Origin of the sequence: Aeromicrobium sp. Root236 (genome assembly GCF_001428805.1) — a bacterium.
Taxonomy (GTDB): domain Bacteria; phylum Actinomycetota; class Actinomycetes; order Propionibacteriales; family Nocardioidaceae; genus Aeromicrobium.
In genome coordinates, this window is sequence record NZ_LMIS01000001.1 from 258,425 (window position 1) to 285,414 (window position 26,990).

Annotated in this window: 20 protein-coding genes; 10 read left to right on the forward strand and 10 right to left on the reverse strand. The window is 69.1% G+C overall.

The features are described 5' to 3' along the window. The first annotated feature begins 216 nt into the window (after positions 1 to 216). Together ASE12_RS01330 and ASE12_RS01335 are read left to right on the forward strand one after the other, a co-directional pair. Positions 217 to 933, forward strand: a complete 717-nt coding sequence (locus ASE12_RS01330; protein ID WP_056395949.1) for a hypothetical protein — start codon at positions 217 to 219, stop codon at positions 931 to 933. 169 nt (positions 934 to 1,102) lie between these two features. Further along, the gene (locus ASE12_RS01335; RefSeq protein ID WP_056395953.1) at positions 1,103 to 2,653 is read left to right on the forward strand and encodes a phospholipase D-like domain-containing protein; all 1,551 of its coding nucleotides are present in this window, start codon (positions 1,103 to 1,105) and stop codon (positions 2,651 to 2,653) included. 66 nt (positions 2,654 to 2,719) lie between these two features. On the opposite strand, the gene ASE12_RS01340 is transcribed toward ASE12_RS01335, so the two are convergent. Next, the gene (locus ASE12_RS01340) at positions 2,720 to 2,923 is read right to left on the reverse strand and encodes a hypothetical protein (protein ID WP_056395955.1); all 204 of its coding nucleotides are present in this window, start codon (positions 2,921 to 2,923) and stop codon (positions 2,720 to 2,722) included. Between the two features lie 234 nt (positions 2,924 to 3,157). Here ASE12_RS01340 and ASE12_RS01345 point away from each other — a divergent pair, with 234 nt between their 5' ends. Further along, positions 3,158 to 5,215 carry a type IIA DNA topoisomerase subunit B gene (locus tag ASE12_RS01345; protein WP_056395960.1) on the forward strand — a complete coding sequence of 686 codons (2,058 nt, stop codon included), beginning with the start codon at positions 3,158 to 3,160 and terminating at the stop codon, positions 5,213 to 5,215. A gap of 10 nt (positions 5,216 to 5,225) precedes the next feature. Here the strand turns inward: ASE12_RS01345 and ASE12_RS01350 are convergent, their stop codons facing one another. The 6 genes from ASE12_RS01350 to ASE12_RS01375 are packed head-to-tail and all read right to left on the reverse strand — an operon-like array spanning position 5,226 to position 13,403. Then, positions 5,226 to 6,563, reverse strand: a complete 1,338-nt coding sequence (locus ASE12_RS01350) for a PQQ-binding-like beta-propeller repeat protein (RefSeq protein WP_056395965.1) — start codon at positions 6,561 to 6,563, stop codon at positions 5,226 to 5,228. Further along, the gene (locus tag ASE12_RS01355; RefSeq protein WP_157412772.1) at positions 6,560 to 7,942 is read right to left on the reverse strand and encodes a PQQ-binding-like beta-propeller repeat protein; all 1,383 of its coding nucleotides are present in this window, start codon (positions 7,940 to 7,942) and stop codon (positions 6,560 to 6,562) included. The genes ASE12_RS01350 and ASE12_RS01355 overlap by 4 nt, the downstream gene beginning before the upstream one ends. 9 nt (positions 7,943 to 7,951) lie before the next feature. After that, positions 7,952 to 8,446, reverse strand: a complete 495-nt coding sequence (locus ASE12_RS01360) for a carbonic anhydrase (RefSeq protein WP_056395970.1) — start codon at positions 8,444 to 8,446, stop codon at positions 7,952 to 7,954. A 10-nt stretch (positions 8,447 to 8,456) separates the two neighbouring features. Continuing rightward, a complete protein-coding gene (locus tag ASE12_RS01365; protein ID WP_056395971.1) occupies positions 8,457 to 10,214 on the reverse strand; it encodes an MFS transporter in 1,758 nt (585 codons plus the stop codon). Continuing rightward, on the reverse strand, positions 10,211 to 10,930 hold the full coding sequence (locus ASE12_RS01370; protein ID WP_056395974.1) for an LppX_LprAFG lipoprotein: 720 nt from the start codon (positions 10,928 to 10,930) through the stop codon (positions 10,211 to 10,213). Before ASE12_RS01370 ends, ASE12_RS01365 begins: the two co-directional genes overlap by 4 nt. A 25-nt stretch (positions 10,931 to 10,955) precedes the next feature. Continuing rightward, on the reverse strand, positions 10,956 to 13,403 hold the full coding sequence (locus tag ASE12_RS01375; RefSeq protein ID WP_056395976.1) for a DNA topoisomerase (ATP-hydrolyzing) subunit A: 2,448 nt from the start codon (positions 13,401 to 13,403) through the stop codon (positions 10,956 to 10,958). Positions 13,404 to 13,500: 97 nt separating this feature from the next. On the opposite strand from ASE12_RS01375, the gene ASE12_RS01380 reads away from it, so the two are divergent. From ASE12_RS01380 to ASE12_RS01395, 4 genes are read left to right on the forward strand one after another with little or no spacing between them, the layout of a single operon-like run. Further along, positions 13,501 to 16,194: a bifunctional GNAT family N-acetyltransferase/acetate--CoA ligase family protein gene (locus ASE12_RS01380; protein ID WP_056395979.1), complete on the forward strand. Its 2,694-nt coding sequence runs from the start codon at positions 13,501 to 13,503 to the stop codon at positions 16,192 to 16,194. Continuing rightward, positions 16,194 to 16,760 (forward strand): DUF5998 family protein, encoded by a 567-nt coding sequence (locus ASE12_RS01385; RefSeq protein ID WP_056395982.1) that lies wholly within the window; start codon positions 16,194 to 16,196, stop codon positions 16,758 to 16,760. The genes ASE12_RS01380 and ASE12_RS01385 overlap by 1 nt, the downstream gene beginning before the upstream one ends. Then, positions 16,757 to 17,860, forward strand: a complete 1,104-nt coding sequence (locus ASE12_RS01390; RefSeq protein ID WP_056395984.1) for an alkaline phosphatase family protein — start codon at positions 16,757 to 16,759, stop codon at positions 17,858 to 17,860. Before ASE12_RS01385 ends, ASE12_RS01390 begins: the two co-directional genes overlap by 4 nt. Before the next feature lie 13 nt (positions 17,861 to 17,873). Beyond that, positions 17,874 to 18,557: a thymidine kinase gene (locus ASE12_RS01395; protein ID WP_235508814.1), complete on the forward strand. Its 684-nt coding sequence runs from the start codon at positions 17,874 to 17,876 to the stop codon at positions 18,555 to 18,557. Between the two features lie 112 nt (positions 18,558 to 18,669). Here ASE12_RS01395 and sepH read toward each other — a convergent pair whose 3' ends face one another. Next, complete coding sequence (gene sepH / locus ASE12_RS01400; protein ID WP_056395989.1) at positions 18,670 to 19,611, reverse strand: septation protein SepH; 942 nt, start codon at positions 19,609 to 19,611, stop codon at positions 18,670 to 18,672. 119 nt (positions 19,612 to 19,730) lie between these two features. Between sepH and ASE12_RS01405 the strand changes: the two genes are divergently transcribed. Beyond that, complete coding sequence (locus ASE12_RS01405; protein WP_235508815.1) at positions 19,731 to 20,351, forward strand: trimeric intracellular cation channel family protein; 621 nt, start codon at positions 19,731 to 19,733, stop codon at positions 20,349 to 20,351. A 15-nt stretch (positions 20,352 to 20,366) separates the two neighbouring features. On the opposite strand, the gene ASE12_RS01410 is transcribed toward ASE12_RS01405, so the two are convergent. Continuing rightward, on the reverse strand, positions 20,367 to 23,762 hold the full coding sequence (locus tag ASE12_RS01410) for a bifunctional proline dehydrogenase/L-glutamate gamma-semialdehyde dehydrogenase (protein ID WP_056395994.1): 3,396 nt from the start codon (positions 23,760 to 23,762) through the stop codon (positions 20,367 to 20,369). A 36-nt stretch (positions 23,763 to 23,798) separates the two neighbouring features. Beyond that, the gene (locus ASE12_RS01415; protein WP_056395997.1) at positions 23,799 to 24,983 is read right to left on the reverse strand and encodes an MFS transporter; all 1,185 of its coding nucleotides are present in this window, start codon (positions 24,981 to 24,983) and stop codon (positions 23,799 to 23,801) included. A gap of 52 nt (positions 24,984 to 25,035) precedes the next feature. On the opposite strand from ASE12_RS01415, the gene ASE12_RS01420 reads away from it, so the two are divergent. Next, on the forward strand, positions 25,036 to 26,109 hold the full coding sequence (locus ASE12_RS01420; protein ID WP_082582013.1) for a ferrochelatase: 1,074 nt from the start codon (positions 25,036 to 25,038) through the stop codon (positions 26,107 to 26,109). A 76-nt stretch (positions 26,110 to 26,185) separates the two neighbouring features. Further along, positions 26,186 to 26,977: an inositol monophosphatase family protein gene (locus tag ASE12_RS01425; RefSeq protein ID WP_056396001.1), complete on the forward strand. Its 792-nt coding sequence runs from the start codon at positions 26,186 to 26,188 to the stop codon at positions 26,975 to 26,977. Positions 26,978 to 26,990: the final 13 nt, after the last annotated feature.

Sequence of the window (26,990 nt, forward strand, 5' to 3'; positions counted from 1 at the left end):
GACGAGGCGTTCTCACGCTAACCCGGGTCCTGGATCCCCGCTCGGCTTTGGGCCGAATTCTTGAGAGCATGTCTCTCCGGCGTGATGTGGCGCATCCGAGGGCGTCCCGCAGCCGATCCAGCGATTTTGCTGACAGGCTGCCTCGCGGCGGATTAACGTCCGAGGAGCGCCCCGACGCTCGGGATGCGCACACTCCCGGCTCGAAAGGAACACCTCATGCGCGCCACCTCCCGTCTCCTCGCCATCGGTGCAGTGACCACGGCTGTGCTGCTCGGCTCGGCATCGACCGCGATGGCTGACTCCGGCACCGTCAACGACAAGCGGTACGACGTCCTCGTCGGGAACTTCGACGACAGCTCGACCTTCCTTGCCTCCGAGGGCACCTATCACCAGCGGCTGGTGGCGAGCTATGTCGACGCCAAGAGCCTCACGGTCAACCACGGCAAGGACTTCGTCTCGGTACGGATCAACATGAACAAGCTCGGCGAGGGAACCTTCAGCTCGACATTGATCAAGATCAACGGTGGGACCGCGGACGACTACCAGCTCATCGCTGCGTCGGACGGCGAAGGCGGCCTGTACGCCGCGACCGTGCCGGCGGGCGTGGTCACGCCGTCGAGCGCCGTCGCGCCGGCTGCCGGCGACACCGAGTGCTCGACCGAGTCGACCACCGGCAAGATCACGGGGTCGACCAAGACGGGAAGCAACGGATACCTCCAGGTCTACATCCCGCGGGCCTGCCTCGACCTCCCGAAGTACCTCCGCGCCGGCGGCACCACGCAGTACTACGACCTCCCTGTGAACATCAACTCGGTGAAGTCGCTGCAGAAGGTCGCGACGGCTGCAGAGGCCGACGGCAACACCTACTCCGACCCGATCAACTCGAAGTACTTCGGCGCGCCGCAGTACACGAGCTGGCTGGCGCGCAACTGACACCACGTACGGCAGGCCCCGTCCCGTCGGGGGCGGGGTCCCTGCCGTACCGGAAACGGGAGTCGACACCCGCCACGCCGTGCGGCCTCGGGCGGGTCGGGTCTGCGTTAGACTGTCTCGACCTGTCACGTCCACGACGAGTGTCTCGGAGAGCAAACCTGTGCAAAAAATGAGCCGATCCACGCGCGGCATCCGCGTCTTGGGCGTTGGCACGCTCTTCGCGACCTTGATCCTCGGGTTCGGAACGGCAGCCTCTGGCGCCGACCAGCCGGCCACGACGGGCGACACCACGACCGCGACCCCCACGCCGACTCCGACGGACACGACGGCGCCTGCCGACGACACCCCGTCGGACACCTCGTCAGGTTCGCTGCCCAAGGCCACGATCCAGGCCGCTGGCAGTCCCTACGGTGGGACCTACCCGGTCACGCTCGAGAGCAACTTCTCGCGTCCCTACAAGTCGATCTCCAGTGCCTCCAACAGCGACTTCTCGCTGCTCGACGACCTCGAGCGCCTGATCCGCGGCACCTACCGCGATCCGCGCACCGGGGAGCCGCGCTCGTCCGCGTCGAAGGCCGCCAACTCGATCCGCTTGTCGATCTCCCGCATGGAGAACTCGCACCGCGTGGGCCGTGAGCTCATCAAGGCCGCGCAGGCGGGCGTCGAGGTCTACGTCATCCATGGCAAGGCCTCGCAGTCCAAGGAGTCGCGCTACCTGCAGAAGCGGATGGGCGAGCTCAAGCACGGGCACTTCAAGATCTGCTCCAAGGGCAAGAGCCTGGCCTGCCTGTCCAGCCAGAGCGCGGCGATCATGCACAGCAAGATCCTGCTGATCGGCAACACGTTCACTCGCGACAAGAAGAGCGCGGTGGGCGTTCTCTGGACCGGCTCGGCCAACCTCGGCGGACCCAGCGGTGAGCGCACCTACAACAACGGCCTGACGGTCTACAACGACAAGAAGCTCTACCTCGAGCTGCGGCAGATGTGGGCCGACATGTGGGCCGAGCGCAACGTCGGCAGCAGCTACCTGCAGTACGTACGGGACCACTACACCAAGTACGGCTACTACGGCGGAGCCGACGGCTACACCGAGAGCTTCGCGCAGTACGGCATGTTCTACTCCAACCTCGCCAACGTGACGATCTACGCCACGCCCATCTTCGCGACGCCGACCAACGGCAAGGATCCCGTCCTCAACCTGCTCAACCGCGTGGTGCCGGACGACCAGTGCCGCATCCGGTTGCAGCAGAACCGGTTCAAGTACCGCCGCATCGCGGTGGCCAACAAGCTCGTCGAGCTGGCTGATGGCGGCTGCAAGATCTCGGGCGTCTACTTCGAGGACGACCTCAAGGTCAACCGCATCGCCCACTGCCAGCAGTACATCCGCATCTGCCGGCCGATCCTCGACGTGCTCAAGACCGCCAACCGACGCATCGAGGCGGCGTGGGCCAAGCCCCACGACAAGACGATCCTCGTCGACGCGATCCTCAAGCCCAACAAGCTCAACCCGGAGGAGCAGCTGCCCTCAGGTGGCGCCTGGCCCGCTGCGGGATCGCGCACCAAGCTGGTCCAAGCGGGATCGGCAGCGTTGACTGGCTCCAACCTGATTGCGAGCGACGAGGTGACGACGGAGACGACCGACGCGGGGATCTACGACGAGTACCTCGAGCACTTCAAGGCGATCTTGAAGTCGCGGGAGTACCACAACTTCCCGTACTGAGCACAACGCGAAGGGCCGGCCTGATGATCTGGCCGGCCCTTCGTGTGCGTCTGGGTGACGAGGTGGTCAGGCGTCCTCGTCGGCGAACGTCGACGGCGTGGCCGCGAGTCGTTCGCTCTCGTCGTGGATGTGGGCTGACATCTCGCGGAGCTTGTCCTCGTGCTGCCGTGCGTGGTGAGCGCAGAACATCAGCTCTCCACCACCGCCGAGCGTCACGCGTACGTATGCCTGAGCGCCGCAGCGGTCGCAGCGGTCGAGGGAGCTCAGCATGGGGGCTGTCAGTGTTGTCACGGTGACCTTCTCTCTGAGCAATCGGCGGTTATGACCAGATCAACATCCAATCACGGGGCGCTATTCCTCGTGGTCGTTCGTGACCTACGACATACATACTCCCCGAGCGGGACAAATCGACGCAGGCGCGCTGTGGGTCGCGTGTCATGGCGGGGCAGGTCACACCGGGTCGATATCCTTGAGGCACACGAACGATCTTGAGAGGCACCGACAATCGACAGCACGTACGACGCACGCAACCTCCTCGTCCTCGAGGGGTTGGAGGCCGTCCGCAAGCGCCCCGGAATGTATGTCGGCTCCACCGACACGCGTGGTCTCATGCACTGCCTGTGGGAGATCATCGACAACTCGGTCGACGAGGCGCTCGGCGGGTTCGGCAGCCACATCCGTGTGGCGCTCAACGACGACGGCTCGGTCGAGGTGCAGGACGACGGCCGTGGCGTGCCGGTCGACATCGAGAAGAAGACCGGGCTGACCGGCGTCGAGGTCGTCTACACCAAGCTGCACGCGGGCGGGAAGTTCGGCGGCGGGTCCTACGTCGCCACCGGCGGCCTGCACGGTGTCGGCGCCTCCGTGGTCAACGCCCTGTCCTCACGCCTCGACGTCGAGGTCGACAAGAACGGCGCGACCTGGGCCATGTCGTTCCGGCGCGGTGAGCCGGGCGTGTTCGCCGGCGACGGCCCCGACGCCGACTTCACGCCCACCAACGAGCTGCGCAAGATCGGCAAGGTCGCCAAGGCCAAGACCGGCACGCGCGTGCGCTACTGGGCCGATCCGCAGATCTTCATCAAGGGTGCCAAGTTCGCCTACGACGAGCTGGTGACCCGTGCGCGGCAGACCTCGTTCCTGGTGCCCGGCCTCGAGATCGTCATCAGCGACCACCGCGGCGACGAGCCGCACGAGGAGAAGTTCCGTCACGACGGCGGCATCGCCGAATTCTGTGACTTCCTCGCGACCGACGAGCCGGTCACCGACGTGCTGCGGCTGCAGGGTGAGGACGTCTTCACCGAGACCGTGCCGCTGCTCGACAGCAAGGGGCACATGACGCCGCAGGACATCGAGCGCACCCTCGGGGTCGACATCGCGGTCCGCTGGGGCACGGCCTACGACACGCAGGTCCAGTCGTTCGTCAACATCATCGCGACGCCCAAGGGCGGCACCCACCTCAACGGCTTCGAGCGCGGCATCACCAAGACGTTCAACGACGTCCTCAAGACCACGCGGCTGCTCAAGTCCGGCGACCCCGACGTCATCAAGGACGACGTGCTCGAGGGCATGACGGCGGTCGTCACCGTACGCCTGGCGGAGCCGCAGTTCGAGGGCCAGACCAAGGAGGTCCTCGGCACGCCGGCGGTGACCAAGATCGTCAACCAGGTCGTGTCCCGCGAGCTCAAGCAGTTCCTGACGTCCACCAAGACCGCCGAGAAGGCCAAGGCGCGGCTCGTGATGCAGAAGGTCGTCGACGCGTCCCGCACGCGGCTGGCGGCCCGTCAGCAGCGCGACACGCAACGCCGCAAGAACGCGCTGGAGTCCAGTGCGCTGCCGGCCAAGCTCGCCGACTGCCGCAGCAACGACGTCGAGCGGTCCGAGCTGTTCATCGTCGAGGGTGACTCGGCCCTCGGCACGGCCAAGTCGGCACGCGACTCGGAGTTCCAGGCGCTGCTGCCGATCCGCGGCAAGATCCTCAACGTCCAGAAGGCCAGCATCGGCGACATGCTCAAGAACGCCGAGTGCTCGTCGATCATCCAGGTCGTCGGCGCGGGGTCCGGGCGTACGTTCGACGTCGACGCCGCCCGCTACGGCCGCATCATCTTCATGGCCGACGCAGATTCCGACGGTGCCCACATCAGGTGCCTGCTCGCGACGCTGTTCTTCCGTTACATGCGTGAATTGGTCGACGCGGGCCGTGTCTTCACGGCCGTGCCGCCGTTGCACCGCATCGAGCTGTCGAGTCCCAAGAAGGGCCAGGACAAGTACGTCTACACCTATTCCGACGCCGAGCTGCAGCGCAAGCTCGCCGAGCTGCAGCGCAAGAACATCAAGTGGAAGGACCCGGTGCAGCGCTACAAGGGCCTCGGCGAGATGGACGCCTCGCAGCTGGCCGAGACCACGATGGACCCGCGACACCGGACCCTGCGCCGCCTGACGGTCGACGACGGCGAGGAGGCCTCGTCGGTCTTCGAGCTGCTGATGGGCAACGAGGTCCCGCCCCGCAAGGAGTTCATCGTGCAGGGCGCCTACGAGATCGACGCCGACCGCATCGACGCCTGAGCCCGCGGCTTCATCTGTCGAGGCGGAAGAGCCGGTCGTCGGCCATCACCAGGGTGCCCTTGTCGGGCCCCAGTCCGACAGCGGTGTAGAGGTACCTCTGCAGGAGATGCGCTGTGGTCTTTCCGGTGCGCGGATCGAGCATCGTGACGAGGTTGAGCGGCTTGTCGCGGCCGAATGAAGCCCAGTGCCAGAAACCGGTGTACGTGGTGATCACGGAGACACTACCGTTCAACGCCGTGACGCCCGGGTAGACGTCCGCGTCGGGGTCCGCGTAGTCGGAGTGCTTGTCGAAGCTGCGCTCCCACAGCTTCTTGCCGGTCCTCGGATCGATCCCGGTGACGCGTCCCTTGTGCTGGCGGACCACTGCGGTCGGTCCGGCGTAGGTGGCTCGAAGTGTCTTGCCGTCGAACGGGCTGATCGAGTCGCCGAGCTGCTGTGCGTGTCCGTCGGTGAGATCGACGGCGACCATGTCACGGTGGTCGCCTTCGTAGGTGACGTAGACGCGGCCGGGGTACGCGAGAACCGACCATACGCGTTGCTTCGGCGAGCACGGGATCGAGCTGCGCCACAGCTCCACGCCGTCGCGCACGGCCCGGTAGCGGCAGCCGGGACCGGGGGCGATCTCGAGCAGGGTGTCTCCGACGACGGTCGCCTCCGTTGCCGAGATCGACTCACCGTGGGGACGTCCCTGTCCATCGAGTGCGGTCACGCGGCCATGCTCACCGACGACCGGGACAGATGGAAGTCGGGACACACGGTGGCTGTCGGGGTGATAGATGTCCTCCTCGTCGAGGCTCTCCTGATTGTCGGCGGTGAAGGCGCGTCCCGACGCTCCCTCGTACGCCCAGAGCTCCTTGCCCGATCCATCGACGGACACCAGACGGCAGGTCTTGGCCTTGGCGCACTCCACAAACTGGATCGTGCCGTCGCCGATCGCGACCGGAGCCATGTCGAATTCGCCCGGGCTCTTCGGCATCCGCGCCCACCGCTCTTTGCCGTCCGGGGAGTAGAAGGTGATCTTGGGGTGCCCGTACACGCCGCGAATGGCGAACCACCCGCTGCGCCCGACGTACAGCTGGGAGGCATCGTCACCGGCGTGCTTGCTGACGCGAGACTTCCCATCGGAGAGCCGGACGACCTGGAAGCCGACGAGGTCGTTGAAGATGTACGCGTTCCCGCCCGCCACCGCGGTCGTGCCCTTGTAGTCGACCGGCGTTGACCAGGCGACATCGGCAGTCTGGAGGCGATGGACGCGCCAGTGCGCGTAACCGACGATCAGCCCGCAGACCAGGACGAGTCCACCCAGGACGCTCAGTCGGCGCGACCAAGGGGACGTGGTGCCGCTCATGAGGCGTCCTTGAGAAGGATCAGCTGATCTCCGGCGACGACGAGGGGGCCCTTGCCGGTCGCGGTCGTGACGAGCTCAGGATCGTCCCACAGGAGCCTGGCCGTCGTCTCACCGGTGCGCGGATCGAGCAGTGTCATCACGTTCTCGGGCGACTGGGTCCCCACGGCGAGCCGGCGCCACAGCCCGGCGCGCTGGGAGTAGGTCGAGACGGTGCCCGCGGAGGCTCGAACCGTGGAGTATCGGCTCCCCTCGCCGTCGCTGGTGAGGTAGCTGAGCTCGTCCTCGTCGAACGATCGCGACCAGAGCTTCTTGCCGGTCGCGGGGGAGCGGCCGGTCAGCGTGCGGCGGCCCTGTTCGACGATGACATCCGGTGCGGCGATCCGGGTCTCGTCGGGCTGTGCCAGCAACGCACTCCAGCCCCGGCCGAACACATGGGTGTCGCCGTCCCTCAGGTCGACGCTGACCATGTGCTGAGGATGATTCATGACGCTGTCCGGATCACGGTCGTAGCCGACATACATCCGGCTGCGGAAGGCGATGATGTCCTGGATCTCGCCCGTACCGGGGCAGGCCGCCTCGCCGGTCCAGGCGACCTCGCCGCCGCGCACGCCGCGATAGTGGCACGTCGTGCCGGAGCGCGTGCTCTCGATCATCAGGTCGCCCACCGCTGTCGCGTGCTCGGCCGCGATCGACTCGCCGGCCGGCTTGCCGGAGTCGTCGAGCTGGACGAGCCGCCCCCGGCGCTCGGTGATGGGCACGGACGGGATCGTCTGGAGCACCGAGCTGGCGGCCTCGTCCTGCCGCAGGACCTCGTGATGCCGGACCGGGAAGGATGGGAGCCTGGTCGTGGGTGACGTCCAGATGTTCTTCCCGTCCTGGTCCACCGCGCGCAGCGTGCAGGAGTCGTCGCGTCCGCGTTGCGCGCAGGAGCGGTAGGTGATGGTGCCGGAGCCGATGGCCACCGGGACGTTCGCGTAGCGATACGCCGGATCGAGCCGACGGTCCCACAGCTTCTTGCCGTCGGGGGTGTAGAAGGTCAGCCGGTACTGGTTGGTGACGGCGAAATGACCGTCGTCACCGACGAACATCGCCGCGTCGCCGGCGCCTTCCGAGGCGAGCTTCCTGCCGTCGGACAGTCGCGTGACCTGGAATCCGCGTGCGTCGTACGTGTAGACACGCCCAGCCGCGACGACGACGTCACCGCCGTAGTCGAGCGGCGTGGACCACGCGACGTCGGCTGTCTCGAGACGGTGCAGGTGCCAGTGCGCGTAACCAACCACCAGGCCGCAGACCAGCACCAGGACACCCAGCACCGTCAGGACCCGCCGGCCGCGCCCTCGCCGCGGCACAGCCGTGTCGTGCTTCCCCCCGGAGCTCATGCGACGAGACTAGGCCACAGGGTTGAGCAGGCCCGTGTCGACGTCGTAGATGAATCCGCCGACGGCGATGTCGTCGGAGATCAACGGGTGGCTGCGAATCCGCATCACGTCGGCGCGGACGGTGTTCTCCTGGTCGACGATCGCCCCCAGGGTCATCCATGACGCATCGGTGCCCGCGACGTCACCGACCCGCGCCTTGAGCTCGTCCTCCGTGGACGACGCCATGGCGCAGCGGGTGTGCTCGACGACGAGCACGCGCTTGACCTTCAGGAGGTTGACGCCCAGCACCAGCGCGACGAGCGCTTGGTCCGTGACACGGCCACCGGGATTGCGCAGGATCTTGGCGTCGCCGGGCTCGAGCCCGATCATGCGCAGCGGGTCGATGCGGGAGTCCATGCAGGTCACCATGGCCACGCCGGCGTGCGCGATGCCGTCGAAGCCGGAGAGGTTGAAGTGCTCCGCGTAGTCGCGGTTGGCGGCCAGGAGGTCGTCGAAGTCAGGCATGGGCGACAGATTATCGGGTGGCTGTTTCGGGTCGGTCACGGAACACCACCAGAGCGAGAACCGCTGCTGTGAGAGCGCACACCGCGGCCCCGATGAACACCGCGTGCAGCTGGGTGATGCCGGCATCACGGACGGCGTCCTTGTAGGCCTGGCAGAGCGTCGCCTTGCCGTGGCAGAGGTCGGCGGCGGGCGGGATCTTGTCGGACGCGCGGTAGAAGGCGCGCAGCCCGATCGTCGTGAGCGCCGAGATGCCGAGCAGCATGCCGACCATGCGCGCGACGACGAGCAGCGCGGAGGCCACCCCGTGGACGGCGTCGGCCGTGTGAGCCAGCAGGACGGCGTTGACGGGGGCGATGGCCAGCCCGAAGCCCAACCCGCCGAGCACCAGGGACAGCGTCTCGACCGGATGGTCGAGCGACTGCGCATCCCAGGTCGACATGTGCCAGAACGCGGCCGCGCTCATCAGCATCGCGACGCACGTCAGGACCGAGGCGGACAGCCTGCGAAGCAACCAGCCGCCGAGCACGGCGCCGATCGGGAGCGCGACCAGGAAGCGTACGAGCACCAGTGCGGCGTCGAGCTGGGAGTCGCGGTCGACCGTGAGCCGGGCGAAGAACGGGATGTCGACGAGAGCCGCGATGAGGGCAGCGCCGACGAAGAACGACACGACGAGTGCGCCCCATGCCGGCGTGGCCGACAGGGCACCACGCGGGATCAACGGCCGAGGCGCGCGGCGTTGGCGAAGCGCGAAACCGGCGAATGCCAGCACGGCCAGCGGGATCAACCACGGTGCCTGATCGGAGACCGCCGCGTTCTCGGGCTCAGCCGACGCGAACGTGAGGATGACGGCGCCCAGGCCGGTCGTGAGCAGCAGGGCGCCGAGGACGTCGCTCTCGCGGGCCAGAGCCGGCCATTCACGCCAGCCGACCAGCGGTCTGCGGGCCGTCGCCTGACGGATGAGGAACAGCGCGAACAGTCCGTAGGTGGTCAGTGCGAGCGGGGTGAGCCAGCGGGAGTCCCCGGTGACCGGCAGGAATGCCAGGCCGCTCGTCACGCCTTGGGTCAGCCGGTCGGGCTCGAGCATCACGACCATGACGCCGACGAGCGTGAGGATCGCGAGTCCGGCACCGATCAGGTCGAAACGCCGTGGGACTGTCGAGCCCGTCGCGACGTCCCGGTGGCCGTCCGACAAGGTGCGTGAAGGCAGCATCGCCGCGGCCAGCACGAGCCCGATGGCGCAGTTGAGCCAGAAGATGAGCCGCCAGTCGCCGAAGGCGAGCACCACGGCGCCGTAGAGCGGTCCGAGCACGCTGCCGAGCTCCTGCACCGCGCCGACGATGCCGAGGGGCAGGCCGCGACGCTGTGGAGGCCAGAGGTCGGCGACGAGCGCCAGCGTCGGCGGGATGAGGCCGCCACCGCCGATGCCCTGGATGAGGCGGCCCAGCACGATGCTCTCGAGGTTGTAGGCCGCGGCGGTGACCAGCGAGCCGACGGCGAACACGACGAGCGATCCGAGCAGCACGGGCACCCGGCCCCGCAGGTCCGAGATGCGACCGATGAGCGGCAGCACGCCGACGTAGCCCAGCAGGAACCCGGACACGATGGGGGCCGCGCGTTGCAGGTCGTCCAGGTCGAGCCCGGTCGAGGTCATCATGTCGGGCAGCGCGAGCACCACGACGTACGTGTCCGCGGCGGCGAACGAGATCGCGACGGCCGCGAGCCCCAGGAGGACTCTCGAGGCGGGGCTGGTCGCCTCGCGCGACGTCATCGACCGGCGGGGGTCGGCGGCTCGATGGTGACGGCGGTGTCGGACGTGGTCAGCTTGACGGTGTACGTCACGTCGCCGCCGTTGGGGTAGAACGGCCCCTTGAGGCTGGCGTCGCGCAGGACGTTGTCGTCGTCGAGGCGGTAGGTCACGGCGAACGACTCGTCCTGCGCCGCCGACGGGATGATGTCCTTGACGAGGCTGCCCGGCAGCGTGCCGGTGATCGTGGTGAGGACGTCCTTGCCGTCGCGGGACTTGTCGCCCTCGGAGAGCTTCTCGGTCTTGGCGAGGATCTGCGAGATGCCGGTGTCAGGAGCGAGCAACGCCGCCGGGTCGGGTGCCTTGAGCGATGCGGGGTTGAGCGTGAGGTACGACGGCGAGAACCCGGTCTTGGCCCAGACCTTGCCGCCGGTCGCGATGACGTCGGCGTCGATGCTTGCGCCGCCCGTGACGACCTTGACCTTGCCCTCGAACGCGGGGGAGTGGTTGCCCTTGCCCTTGGCCGAGAGCAGCCCGGTCACGCCGGACGGCAGCTTGTCGGTCGCGAGCGAGATCGTGACGGTCTCGGCCTCGTCGAGCGCGGTCTTGGCCTCGGTGAGCCGCGCCTGCAGCTTGGCCGGATCGCCCTTGGGGCCGTCGTCGCCACCGGAGGAGCCGGTGCAGCCGGCGAGCACAAGGGTCGAGGCAGCGAGCGTGAGGATCAGGTGTCGGGTGCGCACGGCTCAGTCTTGCACGCTGCCGCGCTCAGATCGCGAGCGAACCGGCCGGACCGGAGACGGCCAGGATCGGCTGCGCCGCGGGCACGCCGGACCCGTCGCGACGGTCCGTGGGCTCGGGCAGGTCGACGGGCGACCCGCTCGTGGCGCAGGCCATGGGTGCGCCGTCGCCGACCCAGGCCAGCAGCAGGCCGTCCTCGCCCTTGAGCAGCCGTTGGCATCGGACGCCGCCGGTGGCGCGCCCCTTGGCCGGGTAGATCGCCATGGGGCTGACCTTGACCGCACCGTTCTGGGTGCCGGGCAGGGCGTTGCCCGAGCCGGCGATCGTGACGACGCTCGCGGACTCGATGTCGCGCACGGCGCCGAACGAGACCACACGGGCGCCGGGAGTCAGCTTGATGCCGGCGACGCCGCCTCCGGCGCGCCCCTGCGGGCGTACGAGGGAGGCCGGGAAGTGCAGCAGCTGGGCGTCCGACGTGACGAACGCGAGCTCCTCGTCGCCCGTCGCCAGCTCGACCGCGCCGACGACGACATCGCCTTCGTCGAGGCTGATGATGTCCCACGAGTCGCGCGACAGCTGTTCGGGCTTGACCCGCTTGACGACGCCGGCACGGGTGCCGAGGGCGAGGCCCGGGCCGGAGTCACCCAGACCAGTCAGGGCGAGCACCGTGCCCTCGAGGCCGGGGATCTCGCGCAGCGGCATGCCGCCCTGGAGGTTGGGCGACTGGGCGGTCGGCGGCAGGGCGGGCAGCTCGAGCACCGAGATGCGCTGGATGCGACCGTCGGCCATCACGACGCCGATCTCGCCGCGCGCCGTCGTGCGTACGGCCGAGACGATCGTGTCGTGCTTGACCCGTCGGTCCACGTCGCCGAGCGGCGAGTCGTCGGACGTACGGGCCAGCAGTCCGGTGGCGGACAGCAGCGCCCAGCATGGGTCGTCGGCGACTTCGAGCGGTGACGCGGCCGTGGCGGTCTGGCCGGACGACTCGAGCAGGACGGTGCGGCGCGGGGTGCCGAACTTCTGCGCCATGTCGTTGAGCTCGTCGCCGACGACCGTGCGGAGCAGCTGCTCGTCGGCCAGGATCGCGTCGAGCTCGTCGATGATCTTGCGGAGCTCGGCGATCTCACGCTCGACCTCGATGCGGTCGTACTTGGTGAGCCGGCCCAGCGTCAGGTCGAGGATGTAGGTCGCCTGGATGTCGGAGAGGTCGAACACCGTCATGAGGCGTTCCTTGGCCTCGCCGCGGTTCTCGCTCGCGCGGATCAGCTGGATGACCTCGTCGATGTCGACCAGGGCCAGCATCAGGCCGTCGAGCAGGTGCAGCCGGTCCGCGGCCTTGCCCCGGCGGAACTGGGTGCGACGGCGCACGACGTCGATGCGGTGCCCGAGGTAGACCTCGAGCATCTCCTTGAGGCCCAGGGTGCGCGGCTGGCCGTCGACGAGCGCCACGGCGTTGATGCCGAACGAGCTCTCCATCGGCGTGCTCTTGTAGAGCTGCTCGAGGATGGTCTCGGGGATGAAGCCGTTCTTGATCTCGATGACGAGGTTGAGGCCCTTGTGCCGGTCCGTGAGGTTCTTGATGTCCGAGATGCCCTGGAGCTTCTTGGCCTCGACGAGCTTCTTGATCGCCTCGATGACCTTCTCTGGGCCGACGTTGTAGGGCAGCTCGGTGATGACGATGCCCTTGCGCCGCGCCGTCACGTTCTCGATGCGGGCCGACGCGCGCATGCGGAACGAGCCGTTGCCGGTGGCGTACGCGTCGCGGATGCCCTCGAGGCCGACGATCTTGCCGCCGGTGGGCAGGTCGGGCCCAGGGATGAACCGCATGATGTCGTCGAGGTCGGCAGTCGGGTGCTTGATGAGGTGGCGCAGCGCCTGCACGACCTCGATCAGGTTGTGGGGCGCGATGTTGGTGGCCATGCCGACCGCGATGCCGCTGGCACCGTTGACGAGCAGGTTGGGCAGCGCCGCCGGCAGCACGACCGGCTCGGTCTCGCGGCCGTCGTAGTTGGGCTTGAAGTCGACGGTGTCCTCGTTGATCGACGCCGTCATCGCCTCGGCGGCCTCGTCCATGCGGACCTCGGTGTAGCGCATCGCCGCCGGCGGATCGTCCTGCGAGCCGAAGTTGCCGTGCCCGTCGGCGAGCGGGAGACGCAGCGACCAGGGCTGGATCAGGCGCACCAGCGCGTCGTAGATCGCGCCGTCGCCGTGCGGGTGGAGGCGACCCATGACCTCGCCGACGACGCGGGCGCTCTTGACGTGTCCACGGTCGGACCGCAGGTTGAGGTCGTCCATCGTGTAGAGGATGCGCCGCTGCACGGGCTTGAGGCCGTCACGTGCATCGGGCAGCGCACGCGCATAGATCACCGAGTAGGCGTACTCGAGGAAGCTCGATCGCATCTCGTCGCTCACATCGGTGTCGACGATGTGCTCCTCGAAGTCCTCCTCGGGAGCTTGCTTGCTGCTGCGGGCCATTCACTCTCCTGTGGTGCGCTGCTCAGTTGTCCATTTTCGCCGCTCTCACCGACGGACTTCTCGCGCCACGCCGTGGGGCACCCGATAGGTTGGGGGTGTGACCAGTGAGGTGCAGCCCGTCGAGCACTGGGAAGCCGATGTCCTGCTCAAGGACGGCCGGGTGGCGCAGCTCAGGCCGATCCTGGAGGCCGACGCCGAGCGGCTCGTGGAGTTCTATTCACGAGTCTCCGAGCAGTCCAAGTACTTCCGCTTCTTCGCGCCCTATCCGACGCTTTCCGACAAGGATGTCACGCGGTTCACGACGGTCGACAACGACCGCCGGGTCGCTTTCGTCGTGACGTTGCACGCCACGATCATCGGCGTCGGCCGCTACGACGCGATCAGCGACGACGAGGCCGAGGTCGCGTTCCTCGTCGAGGACGCCCATCAGGGTCGCGGCGTGGGACAGCTGCTCCTGGAGCACCTCGCGCAGGCCGGTCGCGAGCGCGGCATCCGTACGTTCGTCGCCGACGTCCTGCCGTCCAACTCCCGGATGCAGCAGATCTTCCGGGAGATGGGCTACCAGGTCGACGGCATGGTCGACGGCGGCGTCACCCGGCTGACACTGCGCATCGAGCCCACCGACCTGGCCGTCGGGGTGATGCGCGCCCGCGAGCAGCGCGCCGAGGCAGCGTCGATCGAGCGGATCTTCCGGGCCCGCAGCATCGCGGTCATCGGCGCCAGCCGCCGGCAGGACTCGATCGGCCAGGCGATGGTGCGCAACCTCGTGCTCGGCGACTTCAGCGGCAGCGTCTACGCGGTCAACTCGCAGGCCGAGGCGGTGTCGGGGCTCCCCGCATACAAGACCGTCCAGGACATCCCGGGCGAGGTCGACATCGCGATCGTCGCGGTGCCGGCCGAGTCGGTCAACGACGTCGTCCTCGACTGCGCCGCCAAGGGCGTGCACGGGCTCGTCGTGATCTCCGCCGGGTTCGCCGAGGAGGGGCCCGAGGGCCGCCAGCGGCAGCGCACGCTGCTCGGGCTCAGCCGGTCGTACGGGCTGCGGCTCATCGGCCCCAACTGCCTCGGCTTCATCAACACGGCCCCTGACCTGCAGCTCAACGCGTCGCTGTCGCCGTCGATGCCGCCGCAGGGCCGCGTCGGGTTCTTCTGCCAGTCCGGTGCGCTCGGCACCGCGATCCTCGAGTCGGTGTCGCGCCGAGGCCTGGGACTGTCGACGTTCGTGTCCGCGGGCAACCGCGCCGACGTGTCGGGCAACGACCTGCTGCAGTACTGGCAGGAGGACGACTCGACCGAGGTCATCCTGCTCTACCTGGAGTCGATCGGTAACCCGCGCAAGTTCTCCCGCATCGCGCGCCGCGTCTCGCGCACCAAGCCCATCGTGGCGGTGAAGTCGGGCCGCTCGACGCAGGGCGTACCGGTCGGGCACACCGTCAAGCGCACCTCGGCGCCGCAGTCGGCGGTCGACGCGATGTTCCGGCAGGCCGGTGTCATCCAGGTCGACACGCTGGACGAGATGTTCGACGTCGCCCAGCTGCTGGCGCACCAGCCGCTGCCGCGCGGCAACCGCATCTCGATCGTCGGCAACTCCGACGCCGTCGCGCTGATCGTGGCCGATGCGGCGTCGGCCGCCGGCCTGCTGGTCGCCGAGCCGATCTCGCTGGGCGCCGACGCCAACGCCGACGACTTCGAGGCGGCGATCGAGCACGCCATCGCGAGCCCCGACATCGACGCACTCGTCGCGGTCTACGTCCCGCCGCTCAACACCAGCGGTGAAGAGGTCGCCAACGTGCTCGCAGCTGTCGGCGAGCAGTCCGACAAGCCCATCGTGTCGACGTTCCTCGGCAGCGAGGGCGTGCCGGTGCTGCTCCGCGTGCCCGACCTCCTCGGCGGCTCAGCGGGTCGCGGATCCGTGCCGTCCTACGCTGCGCCGGAGTCGGCCGTCCGCGCCCTGGCACGCGTCGTCAACTACGCCGAGTGGGCGGCCAAGGACCACGGCGAGTTCCACATCGCGCTCGACCATCGCACGGGCGACGCCCGGGCCCTCGTACGCCAGGTGCTGGCGGCTGCGCCCCGGGGCGCGATCCTCTCCACCGACCAGGTCCACGCGCTGCTGGCCTGCTACGGGATCGACCTCTGGACCTGGATCAACGTTCACTCGCGCGAGGAGGCGATCGCGGCGGGGGAGAAGCTCGGCTGGGACGTCGTCCTCAAGGCCGGCAGCGAGCACCTCCGCACCCGGCCCGACCTCGCGCACGTCTGGCGCAACATCCACGGACCCGACGAGATGGGTGAGGCGTGGGACGACCTCACGACGTGGAAGGGCATGCGCAAGGACACCAAGTTCTTCGTGCAACGTGCCGCCGCCGACGGCATCCAGGTGTCGTTCAGCGTCACCGAGGATCCGCTCTTCGGGCCCCTCGTGTCGTTCGGTCTGGCCGGCGCACCCAGCGAGCTCCTCGGCGACCGGTCCTACGGCATCCCGCCGCTCACCGACCTCGACGCCGAGGGCATGATCCGCGACCTGCGCTCCGCGCCCCTGCTCTACGGCTACCGCGGCTCCGACGCGGTCGACGTCGACGTGCTGCAGGACATCATCGTCCGCCTCGCGGCGATGAAGGACGACCTGCCGGAGATCGCCGAGCTCGACCTCGAGCCCGTGCTCGTGCACGGCAAGGGCTACACCGCCCTGAGCGCCCGCGCCAAGGTCGTACCGTCCGCGGATCGTCGCGGTGAGTGGTACGTCCGGCGCCTGAGTCAACCTGCCTCGATGGGAGATACGCTGGCGTGATGGCCACTGACGACACGAAGTCCCTGTTCGACGAGGTCTCCACGAGCGGCTACTACCCCGAGATCGTCGCTGACGGCCTGCGGGACGCGCTGGCCGACGAGCCGGTCGCGGCGTACGTGCTGCACCACGAGCCGACCTTCGACCACGACGAGATCCGCCGCCACATGACGGTGCTGGCGCTGACCCCCAGCCGCCTCGTGCTGGTGCACACCGACGAGCACCCCGGCGACGACCTGCTGCCCAAGCCCTACACGTCGACGACCTCCGAGGCGGTGGCCCTCGGCCAGGTCCGCTCCGTCGTCGTGACCCGCATGGTGACGTCGAAGTCCAAGGAGCTCGAAGAGGCGGTCCTGACCGTCGGCTGGGGTGCGGTGTCGCGCGTCGAGCTGGAGCCCGCACGCTGCGCGGACCCGGAGTGCGAGGCCGATCACGGCTACACCGGCAGCCTGACCGGCGACGACTTCTCGTTGCGCCTCGCCGCGGCTGCCGACGGCGGCTCGGCCGTGCAGCGGCTGCTCGGCTTCGCGCGTACGCTGTCGGCGGCGACCGCCGGCCGCACCACATGACGCTGGCCGGACTCGGTGGTCGCGCGACGATCGACCAGGTCCTGCCCTCGGTGGCGGCCGCGATGGGCGCCCCCGGCTTCGCCAACACGCTGGGCCTGCCCGAGGCGGCGCGCTACGTGGTGTTCCTCGTCGACGGCCTGGGCCTCGAGCTGTTGCGCGAGCACGCCGATGCCGCACCGTTCCTCAGCTCGCTGACCAACGTCGACGACGTCATCTGCGGCGTGCCGTCGACCACCTCGACGAGTCTGACGTCGCTCGGCACCGGGTTGCAGGCCGGCACCCACGGCATGGTCGGCTACACGTCGCGCGTGCCCGGCAGCGGTCAGCGGCTCAACTCGCTCAAGTGGGACCAGCCGGTCGATCCGCTGCTCTGGCAGCCGCACCGCACGGTCCTGGAGCAGATGCAGGACGCCGGCATCGCGGCGTCGTCGGTCAACGACGCCAAGTTCGCCGACTCCGGCCTGACCTTGTGCAGCCAGCGCGGCGTGCCGTTCCACGGCATCAGCTCGATCTGGGAACGGCTCGACGTCGTCCTCGAGGTCATCGAGTCCGCGCCGCGCGCCATGACGTACGCCTATGAGTCGCGCCTCGACCACACGGGCCACGCCAAGGGCTGCACGTCGGAGGAGTGGCGCACGATGCTCACGACGATCGACGCGGAGCTCGCCGACCTGCGCGAGGAGCTGCCGCGCGACACGGTGCTGCTGGTCACCGCCGACCACGGCATGATCGACCTGCCGATGACCGATCGCTTCGACATCGACGCGTCGCCGACACTGCTCGACGACGTCACCTTGCTGGCCGGCGAGGCGCGGTTCCGCCACGTCTACACGAGGTCGGGCGCCGCACCGGACGTCGCGGCGCGCTGGCAGGCCGAGCTCGGCGACCGGGCTCTCGTACGTACGCAGGACGGCATCGAGGACTGGTTCGGTCCCATCACCTCTGACGTGCGCGGGCGGATCGGTGACGTCGTCGTCGCGGCGCTCGGCGAGTTCGCGATGTTCTCGTCGCGGGAGTTCGGCATCGAGTTCAAGATGACCGGCTTCCACGGGTCGATCAGTGAGGCCGAGCTGCGCATCCCGGTCCTCGTCGCACCATGACGCGGCTGGCAGGATGGTCTCCGTGGCGGAGCTGAACTTCTACTCGGGGACGATGGACTGCGGCAAGAGCACCTTGGCGCTCCAGATGGACCACAACCACCGGGCCAGGGGACGCGTCGGCCGGGTCTTCACGTCGCACGACCGCGCCGGGCAGGCGACGCTCTCGAGCCGACTGGGCCTGGCCGTGCCCGCGATCGAGGTCGACGACCGGTTCCACTTCTGGCAGTACACGGTGGACGAGCTGACCCAGGGCGGCCGCATCGACTACTTCGTGTGCGACGAGGCGCAGTTCTACACCGCCGACCAGATCGACCAGCTCGCCAAGGTCACCGACGAGCTGTCGATCGACGTCTTCGCGTTCGGCATCCTGACCGACTTCCGTACGCAGCTGTTCTCCGGATCGGCCCGCCTCATCGAGCTCGCCGACCGCGTCCACACGCTGCAGGTCGAGGCGCTGTGCTGGTGCGGCGAGCGCGCGACGCACAATGCGCGCACGGAGGACGGGATCATGGTCACCGAGGGCGATGTCATCGTCGTGGGCGATGTCGACCACGAGCTCACGCCCGAGGACGACGAGGTCGACCAGGAGCCGGTCGTGGGCTACGAGGTGCTGTGCCGCAGGCACCATCGCCGGCGGATGACGGCCGCGTCGGCCAAGGCGTCAGCCCTGTCACCCGACGTGCTGCCGTTCGGGTGAGGTCGAGCGAGCTCTGCTGGGGGTCCCCCCACGAGCTCTGCGAGTAGGGGGCGCGATACACGCCGAAGCCGCCCGATGACGAAACCCGGCGAGATGACTCCCAGCGAGGGATCTAGTCGGACTTGTCGCCGAACATGATCTCGTCCCAGCTCGGGACGCGGCGGCGCTCATGGCGCTTCTTGCGCGGACCCATCGTGTCGGGCACCGCGACGTCGTGCTCGAGGGACTCCTCGAAGTCGTCGACCTCGTGCTCGAGCGCGGCTGAGGTGTCAGCGTCCTCGGACTCGCCGATCGCGAGCTGCTCGAGCACCTTGCGCTCGCGGGCCTCCTTGAGCGAGGCGACGCCGATCTGCGGGCCTTCCTCGACCTCGGGGGTGATGTCCTCGGTCTCGCCGACGACGTCGACAGGAGCCTCGGCCGGACGCGACGGAGCACGTACGGCATCGGCGATCGCCATGTCGGTCGAGTCGGGCAGGGCGACATCGCCGACCAGGTCGTGGGCGAACTCGTCAGCGGGTACGACGTAGCGGCTCTTGACGTCGAACAGGAAGCTCGCGGGGTGTGCGGCGCCCTCGGGGGTCACCTGCACGTTCCAGCGGCCGTCCTCGCGCCGCCAGGAGTCCCACGCAGCGGACTCGGGCACGCCACCGTTGGCGGCGATGTTCTCCGACACGAGGGTGCCGAGCAGCACGCCGGCACCGCCGACGTGCTTGCGCCGGATCGAGGTCTTGCGCGCCTGCTCGCACATGTACTCACGCTCGGCGAGCACGGGCCCGGCGAAGCCGAGGATCTGCTCGACGGGCACGCCGGCGGAGTCGGCGACCGCCTGCGGGGTCTCGCCGCGGCGGATGCGGGTCTGGATGTCGCGTGGGCTGAGAGAGCTTTCCATGCGGATCTCCATCTGGCCGGAGGTGTTCCCAGAGTGGGACGGCTTGCCGATCAGGGAAGCGAGGCGGTGATCAGCGGGGATGCGGAACTGCTCACCGGTCGACGCGTCACGCGCAATGAGGAACCGTCTGTCCTCGCTCAGTCCGTCGAGACCGAGATCACGCATGTCATCGCCTCCGATGTGACACCGGCTCCGAGTGGGCGTTCACCCGAAGCGTGTTCTCATCCTAGGCGCGCAGGATGCGAACCTGCGGTGACGCGCCGAGACCAGATAGCGTCGTCGCCGTGTCCGACACTCTGCTCCTGGTCCTCGATCTTGCCGGAATCGCGGTCTTCGCCTCGACCGGAGCCCTCGTCGGCGTGCGCAAGGAGCTCGACGTCTTCGGCGTGACGGTGCTCGCACTGATCACCGGGCTCGGTGGCGGTGTGCTGCGTGACGTGCTGATCGGCTCGGTCCCGCCGGCGGCGCTCGACGACTGGCGCTACCTCGTCGTGCCGGCGGCCACGGCGTTGGCGGTGTTCGTGTTCCACCCGGCGTTCGGCCGCATGGAGCGTCAGATCATGGTGCTCGATGCGGTCGGCCTCGCCCTGTTCTGCGTCACCGGGGCGGTCAAGGCGGACGAAGCTGGCCTCAACGTGCTCGCCGCGTCGGTGCTCGGCACGCTGAGCGGCATCGGTGGCGGCATGCTGCGCGACGTCGTGGCCGGTCGCGTACCCGTGATCTTCCGGGGGGAGCTGTACGCGACGCCGGCGTTCGCGGGTGCGCTCATCGCGACGCTCGTGCACCACGAGGGCTACTCCGAGTGGTGGTACGCCTTGGCGTTCGTCGTGTGCCTCGGCTGGCGGCTCATCGCCCTGAAGCGTGGCTGGACCGCACCGCTCCCGCCCGGCATCGACCACTCCTGAGCCGCCCCCGGGGCCTCAGCGGTTGCGGGGGAGGACGAGCTCGAACTCGGGGTCGTGGTTGCCGAAGCGATGGTTCGTGATCGTGACGGACTGCTCCTGCAGGAACGGCAGCGCCTCGACGCGTCCCGACTGGGTCACCGGGCCGGAGTAGATCGCGACGTCTGGGTCGCCGTCGACGGCGATCGCGACCTCACGCGGGTCCGAGCCCACGAGGCGCACCCGGGCCGGCCGGGTCGCCGCGATGTGCGCGAGCCACTCGTCGTGGGTCTCGATCCGTGCCTTGGGTGCGAGGCCGGACGGCAGCGGCGTACGGGAGCTCACCGCGACAGGCGCACCGGTGCGAGCGGCCGCCAGCAGGACGCGGATGAGCTCGGGCAGGTAGGTGCCGTCGAAGCGGACCGCGACCGGCACCGGGACGTAGCGGAACACGTTGCGCTCGACGCCCAGCTTGGAGACGTCCTTGAGCACGCCGTACTCACGGGTCCAGGCGATGTGGTCCGACGACGCGGCGGCGGCGAGCTCGCGGTGCTCCACGCCACTGACGTGGGGCCGCGCGGCGTCGAGGAGGCGGGAGACCTCACGCGACAGCTCGGGTGCCTCGGTCGACCGCAAGGGTCGGGGGCGCCACGTGCCGAGGTGCGTCAGGTAGTTGGGCCCGCCGGCCTTGGCGGTGGTGCCGACCGACGACCGCTTCCAGCCGCCGAACGGCTGGCGCTGGACGATGGCGCCGGTGATGCCGCGGTTGACGTAGAGGTTGCCGGCCTGGACCGAGTCGATCCAGGTGTTGACCTCCTTGGCGTCGAGCGAGTGGATGCCGGCGGTGAGGCCGTAGTCGGTCGCGTTCTGCCACTCGATCGCCTGCTGCAGCGACTTGGCCTTCATGATGCCGAGGACGGGCCCGAAGTACTCCGTCCTGTGGAACCGGCTCCCGGGGCGTACGCCGACCCGGATGCCCGGAGACCACACGCGAGCGTCGGAGCCGAGCTGACGCGGCGCAACGAGCCACTGCTCGCCGTCGCCGAGGGTCGTGAGGCCTTCGGCCAACTTGCCGAGTGGCGGCTCGATGATCGGCCCCATCGTGACCTCGGGATCGTGCGGGAAACCGACCTTGAGCGACGAGACGGCGTCGATGAGCTGGCGCTCGAACCGCTCGGAGTCGCCCACGGATCCGACGAGGATCGCCAGGCTGGCCGCCGAGCACTTCTGCCCTGCGTGCCCGAATGCGCTCTTGACCAGGTCGGCGACCGCGAGGTCGATGTCGGCGCTGGGGGTGATGACGATCGCGTTCTTGCCGCTCGTCTCGGCGAGAAGCGGGAGGTCGGGCCGCCACGAGCGGAAGAGGTTGGCGGTGTCCCAGCCGCCGGTGAGGATGACCCGGTCGACGTCGGAGTGCGAGATCAGCGCCTTGCTGAGGGGGCCCTCGTCGATCGTGACGTAGCGCAGCACGTCACGCGGGACTCCGGCCTGCCAGAGCGCCTCGACCATGACTGCGGCACAACGGCGGGTCTGCGGCGCTGCCTTGATGACGACCCCGCTGCCGACGGCGAGAGCGGCGAGCACCGAGCCGGCCGGGATGGCGACGGGGAAGTTCCACGGGGGAGCGACGATCGTCAGGGTGTCGGGCACGAACTCGGCACCGTCCACGGCTTCCAGCCGGCGTGCGGACTCGGCGTAGTAGTGCGCGAAGTCGATCGCCTCGCTGACCTCGACGTCGGCCTCGGCGATCGTCTTGCCGGCCTCGGCAGCCATGACCGAGATCAGGTCGCCGCGCCGTGCACCGAGCGCGTTGCCGGCCTGGTGCAGGATCCACGCCCGGACCTCGGCGCCGCGGCCCTGCCAGCCCTTGGCCGCCACGCGGGTGTCCTGGATGACGCTCTCGAGGCTCGCGGGGCCGGGAATCGTGTTGCCCCGGACGGTCTCGGTGCCGAGCTGCGTGTATGCCGACCGGGCCAGCACGAGCCGGCCCCACTCGCGGTTGGGTGCGGTGGAGGGGTCGGTGTCTGGGGTGTTGGCGAACGTGTCGGGATGCACGGGCACGACCTCGGTGAGCCGGTTCTGCGTGCGGTGGGGCTCGGGCACCGTGTCGTCGAGCGCATCCACGGAGGCGAAGAACCGCCGGATCTCGCGGTTGAGCAGGTCCGGCTCGTCGGCGAGCTCGAACGCCGCCGACATGAAGTTGTCGCTGCTCGCGTTCTCCTCGAGCCGGCGTACGAGATAGGAGATCGCGACGTCGAACTCCGACGGGTGCACGACCGGCGTGTAGAGCAGCAGCTGGCCGATGTCGTCGCGCACGGCGTCGACCGGACCGCTGTCCATGCCGAGCAGCATCTCGAAGTCGACGCTCTCGCGGACGCCGCGATCACCCGCGAGCAGCCAGGCGTACGCGATGTCGAACAGGTTCTGGCCCGCCACGCCGAGTCGTACGGCGTCGACGCGCTCGGGGGTCATGGCCCAGTCGAGTACGCGCTTGTAGTTGGTGTCGGTCTCCTGCTTGCTGGACCACGTCGCGAGCGGCCAGCCGTGCATCGCCGCGTCGACGCGCTCCATCGCCAGGTTGGCGCCCTTGACGACGCGCACCTTGATGGGTGCACCACCCTTGGCGCGGCGCTGCGTGGCCCACTCCTGCAGGTCCTGCATCGCGCCGAGCGCGTCCGGCAGATAGGCCTGGAGGACGATGCCGGCCTCGAGGTCGGGGAACGACTCGAGGATCGCCTTGAACACCGCGACCGTGAGGTCGAGGTCGTGGTACTCCTCCATGTCGAGGTTGATGAACGTCGGCTCGCCGCTGGACGCGCGCTCGTAGAGCGGGGTCAGCTGCTTGACGACGCGCGCGACGGACTCGTCGAACGCCCACATCGAGAGCTGGCTGGCGACCGAGGACACCTTGACCGAGACGTAGTCGACGTCGTCGCGCTCGAGCAGCTCCATCGTGCCGTCGCGGCGATGCGCGGCCTCGCCCTCGCCGAGGACGGCTTCGCCGAGCAGGTTGAGGTTGAGCCGGTCGCCGCCGGAGCGCAGGCGCTTGATCGTCTTGCCCAGCTTGTCGGGGCGGGCGTCGACGACGAGGTGACCGACCATGCGGCGCAGCGTGCGGCGTGCGATCGACACGACCATCTTGGGGAACACGACCGCCGTGACGGCGCCGAGCTTGAGCAGCACACGCTGGGACACGGGCAGGAACGACGGTGTGTGCAGCGCGAGCCGCCGCAGGTTGCGGGCGGCGACGCGGTGGTCGTCGGGGCGTACGACGCGGTCGACGAAACCGATCGTGAACTCGAGCCCGTGCGGGTCCTTGAGCAGCTGGGCAAGGCGTTCGGCGGAGGGATCGGCACGGCGTTTGGAGGTGCGCGCGGGTTCGATCCAGGTGCGCACGAGCTCGACGCTGCGCTCGGCGAGAGTGAGTTCGGTCATGTCGAGCCCAAGGTTAGTGCCACACTGCCCGGAAGTTCACCCCGCGGCACCCCGCGAGGGCGTACGGATGCTCCACGCGACAGCCGCGGCGGCCAGCCCCGCGATCAAGGGCACCAGGAAGCCCGCCGACGCCCCCTCGTGGTCGATGACCCAGCCGGCCACGGCGGCGCCCGGCGCGACGCCGACGGCCATGCCGGTGCCGGTCCACGTGAGCGCCTCCGTGAGGCGCGACGCGGGGACTCCGAGCTCGGTGATGTTGACCATGGCGATGAGCGTCGGCGAGATCATGACGCCGGCGAGGAACATCCCGACCGCGAGCCACACCGAGCTGGGCAGCAGACCGAGGGGCGCGAACAGGAGAGCGAGTGCCAGCATCGCCGAGCGGAACTGACGAAGGGGATGAAGGGTCTGCGGGAGCGCCCCGACCGCGATCCCGGCGACCAGGCTGCCGGCGGCCCACACGGCCAGGACCGCGCCGGCGGCGCCCGGCCGGCCGTCGTCCTCGGTGAACGCGACGACGATGACCTCTGTTGAGCCGAAGAGCGTCCCGAGCCCCACGGAGACCGCCACGAGCGGACCGAGCAGTCCCCAACCGATCGCCTCGCGGGGCTGGCCGTCCTGGCGGATGAGCGGGGGAGCAGTGTGGCGCTGGAGGGCCAAGGCCCAGGACCCGAGCGTGGCAGCGGCGCCGGCGAACACCAGGCCCGACACCTCGGCGACCTCGAGGGTCAGGAACGTCACGAGCACGGGGCCCACGACGAAGACGACCTCGTCCAGGACCGCCTCGATCGAGAACGCGGTGTTGAGCTGGCTGCGTTCGGACACCGCGTGCGTCCAGCGAGCTCGCACCATGCTGCCGGTCTGCGGCGTCGCCAGGCCGGCGAGAACGGCGCACAGGTGGGGGAGCGGGGCGCGCCAGTCGGACTCGATCGCGACGAGCGTCATGGCAATGCCCAGGGCGTAGACGGTCCCGACGACGACCAGCACCTTGGCCTGGCCGATGCGATCGGCGAACCTGCCCTGGAACGGCCCGAACGCGGCCGCCGCCAGGACGTACGCCGCGGCCATCACGCCGGCGCGACCGTAGGAGTCGGTGCGCTCCGACACGAGCAGGACGATGCCGAGACCCGTCATCGACAGCGGCAGGCGCGACCAGACACCGGTGAACGAGAAGAGGGCAGCGCCGGGCCGTGACAGCACGTCCCGATATGTCGTCAGCATGAATGCCCTCCCAGCATGCCGACCCTATCCGTGCCGGTGGGATGATGAGCACATGGATGCACGCCCCTTCGACGCCCTGTTGCTCGTGTCGTTCGGCGGCCCGGAGCATCCGGACGACGTCGTCCCGTTCCTCGAGAACGTCACCAGGGGGCGCGGCATCCCACGTGAACGGCTCGAGGAGGTCGGCCAGCACTACTACCTGTTCGGCGGCAAGTCGCCGATCAACGAGCTCAACCTCGAGCTGCTCGACGCGCTCCGCAAGGACTTCGCCGACCACGGCGTCGACGTGCCGATCTATTGGGGCAACCGCAACTGGGACCCCTACCTCCGCGACGCGGCACGCCAGATGGCAGCCGACGGTGTGCGCCGGGCGGCATGCTTCGTGACGAGCGCCTACTCGTCCTACTCGGGCTGCCGGCAGTACCGCGAGGACCTCTACGACGCCGTCAGTGGCCTCGACATCGAGCTGAGCCGGTTGCGGCACTACTTCAACCATCCGGGCTTCGTCGGCCCGTTCATCGAGGCGACGGGGGAGGCTCTCGCGAGCGCGCCCGAGGGCACGCACGTCGTCTTCGTGACGCACTCGATCCCCGAGACCATGAACCTCGCGAGCGGCGGGCCGGGCCGCGAGGCGTACGTCCGCCAGCACGAGAGCGTGGCCGAGCTGGTTGCGGAGGGCGTCGGCACGCATCGCTGGTCGCTGGCCTACTGCTCGCGGTCGGGCTCTCCGCACATGCCGTGGCTGGAGCCCGACATCAACGACCACCTGCGTGAGCTGCACGAGTCCGGCACCACGTCCGTCGTCGTCGTGCCGATCGGGTTCATCTCCGACCACATGGAGGTCATCTACGACCTCGACACGGAGGCCAAGATGACGGCCGACGGTCTCGGCATGGCGTACGACCGGGTCGACACCCCCGGCGCCCACCCGGGGTTCGTCGCCATGGTGCGCGACCTGCTGCTCGAGCGTGCTGCCGTGGAACGGGGGGAGCAGCCGGAGCGCTGTTCGCTCGGCGCGCTCGGACCGTCCCACGACGTGTGCCCGGTCGACTGCTGCCTCAACCCGCGATCGGCTCTGCCGACGATCGGCGGCGCCGCCGACGGCACGTCCGCGACGGTCGCATGACCGAGCGCCAGCGAGGGAACAATCAGGCACTCATGCAGGTGGTCCCTTGTCGTGGGCTCTTCTGGGGGGCAGCTGCATGAGCGAGGAGCTCCTGGCGCTGGCCCGTGAGGTCGGCCGCGAAGCCGCTGCGTTCGTCGCCAGCCGCCGTCCCGCCGGTCGCGTCACGATCTCGGCCACCAAGTCGAGCCCGACCGACGTCGTCACGGAGATCGACGAGGCGTGCGAACGCCTCATCCGCGACCGCATCTTCGCGGCGCGGCCCGATGACGGGTTCGTCGGCGAGGAGGGCAACGACGTCGTGGGCACGAGCGGGGTCGACTGGGTCGTCGACCCGATCGACGGCACGGTCAACTTCGTCTACGGCATCCCCACGTACGCCGTCTCGATCGGCGCCCGCCACGACGACGAGGTCGTCGCGGGCTACGTCATCAACATCGCGACGGGCGCGGAGTGGGGCGCGATCCGCGGCGCGGGCGCCTGGCGCTACGCCGGCGAGTCCCGCGAGCCGCTCATGGCGCCGCGGCCCGAGTCGGTGGCACACGCGTTGGTGGCGACCGGGTTCAACTACGTCCCGGAGGTACGCACGGCGCAGGCTTCGGCGATGGCGACGTTCCTGCCGCAGGTCCGTGACATCCGCCGCATCGGCTCCGCGGCACTGGATCTGTGCGGGCTGGCCGAGGGCTACTACGACGCCTATCTCGAGCAGGGGCTCAAGCCCTGGGACCTCGCCGCGGGCGGCCTGATCGCCGCCGAGTCGGGCCTGGTCCTGAGTGGCTTCGACGGGGGCCCGGACGAGCGTATGGTGATGGCTGCTCATCCTGCGATTGCTGAGGAATATTTCGCCCTCGTACGTGCTTGTGGGTTCTGACGAACGGAACATT